The sequence below is a fragment of the Micromonospora sp. NPDC049799 genome, assembly GCF_040656655.1.
GTDB lineage: Bacteria > Actinomycetota > Actinomycetes > Mycobacteriales > Micromonosporaceae > Micromonospora.
The window spans coordinates 1-2,291 of sequence record NZ_JBFAMU010000664.1; the positions used below are offsets into that span (position 1 = coordinate 1).

1 protein-coding gene is annotated in these 2,291 nt (G+C 77.1%); it reads left to right on the forward strand.

Going from position 1 to position 2,291, the window contains the following annotated elements:
• The coding region (locus AB0I76_RS27940; RefSeq protein ID WP_357041534.1) for an AAA family ATPase at window positions 1-2,291 on the forward strand (2,291 nt) is incomplete at both ends.

Here is a 2,291-nt window from a genome sequence, read left to right on the forward strand (position 1 = left end):
CTGGCCCGGGCCCGCGACGGCGAGCCGACCACCGTCCTGGTCGGCGGTGAGGCCGGGGTGGGCAAGACCCGGCTGCTGGAGGAGTTCGGCCACCGGGCCGGCGCCGGTGAGGCCCGGCTGCTGGTCGGGCAGTGCCTCGAACTCGGCGAGGCGGGCCTGCCCTTCGCGCCGTTCGCGGCGGCGCTGCGCGAGGTTTTGCGGCACGACGGCCCGGGCGCTTTCGACGGGTACGAGGCGGAGTTCGCCCGCCTCCTCCCCGAGCTGGCCCGGGGACCGCTCGGTGCCGCCGCACCGGCCACCGCCGGTGTCTCCGACGCCCCGCGCGGGTACCTGTTCGACCTGGTAGCGCAGCTGTTCGGCCGGCTCGCCGCCGAGCAGCCACTGGTACTGGTGATCGAGGACCTGCACTGGGCCGACCGCTCCACCCGGGACCTGATCGGCTTCCTGGTCCGCGCGGCGCGCACCGACCGGCTGCTGCTCGTCTGCACGTACCGCACCGACGAGCTGCACCGGGGCCACCCGCTGCGCCCGTTCATCGCCGAGCTGGACCGCGCCCGTGGGGTCGAGCGGGTGGAGGTGGGCCGACTGGACCGGGACGGCACCGCGGCGATCCTGGCCGACCTGCTCGGTGCCGAGCCGGCCGCCCGGTCCGTCGACGACGTCCACGACCGCACCCAGGGCAACCCGCTCTTCATCGAGGAGCTGGCCGCCGCCGGCGACCCGGTCGGTTGTGCGGTGCTGCCGGACACCCTGCGCGACCTGCTGCTGGCCCGCGTGGACCGGCTGCCCGACGCCGCCCAACGGGTGCTGCGGATGGCCGCCGCCGGCGGCACCCGCTTCGCCCACCAGCTCCTCGCCGAGGTCGCCGGGCTGCCCGAGGCGGAGCTGGAGGACGCGCTGCGGGCCGCCGTCGCCGCCCAACTCGTGGTCGCCGACCCGGACGGCGACTACGAGTTCCGGCACGCGCTGGTCCGCGAGGCCGTCCACGACGAGCTGCTCCCCGGCGAGCACGCCCGTCTGCACGCCCGCTACGCCGCCGCCATCGAGGCCCAGCCGTACCTCGTCGCCGCCGGGCGCGCGCCGGCCGAGATCGCCCACCACTGGTACGCCGCACACGACCACCCCCGTGCCCTGGTGGCCGCCCGCACCGCCGCCTGCGCGGCCGCCGACCGGTACGCGTACGCCGAGCAGAGCCGGTTGCTGGAACGGGTGCTGGAGCTGTGGGAGCTGGTGCCCGACGCCGCCGACCGGCTCGACATGGACCACCTGGCCGTACTGGAGGAGACCCTGGCGGCGGCCACCACCGCGGGTGACTACCAGCGGGCTCTCACCCTGACCCGGGCGGCGCTGGCCGAGGTGGACACCGACGCCGAACCACTGCGCGCGGCGCGACTGCTCGACCGGCGCGGCCGGATGCTGTCCATCCTCGGCAAGAGCGACGGTGCCGCCGAGCTGCGGGAGGCGTACCGGCTGGCGAACCAGGGGCCGGACGGCCCGGAGCGGCTGCGGCTGCTCGCCGACGTCGCCGCCCACCTGGGCCGGGTGGACCGCGCCGAGGGGGCCCGGATCGCCGCGGAGGTGACCGCCGTGGCGCGGGCCGCCGGGCTGGGCGCGCAACTGCCGATCCAGCTCGCCGTCGCGAACCGGCGGGACGGCGCGCCCGACCTGGGCCTGACCGAGCTACGCCGCTGCGAGGCGCTGGCCCGGGCCACCGACACGGTGCCGGCCCTGGTGAGCGTCCTGGTCCACATCTCCGACGTGCTCTTCGAGCTGGGCCGGTACGAGGAGTCGGCCCGGGCCGCCAGCGACGGGGTGAGCGAGGCCCGTCGGGTGGGGATCAGCCGGTCCACCGGCGCGTACCTGCTCTCCAACCGGGCCGAGGCGCTGCTCGCGCTGGGCCGCTGGACGGAGGCCGAGGAGATCTGCGCGGAGGCCGCGCGGATCGACCCGCCCGGCGTCACCGGCTCCCACTGGCAGCAACTGCGGGCGGGCCTGCGGCTGGCCCAGGGCCACCCGGGCGCGGACGAGTCGGTGGGCCGGGCGTTGAGCTTCCTGTCCAAGCCCTACCTGCACCCGAACCAGCGGCTGCCGCTGATCGAGCTGCGCCTGGAGGCGGCCCTCGCCGCCGACGACGAGGCCGAGGCCCGGCGCGCGGCGGAGACGGCTCTCGCCGACACCAGCCTCGTCGACTGCCCCCGCTACGGATGGCCGCTGCTGACCGCCCTCGCCCGGGTCGCCCGGCACCTCGGCGACGACCGGCTCGCCGGCCGGGTCGCCGCGCTCGCCGCCGC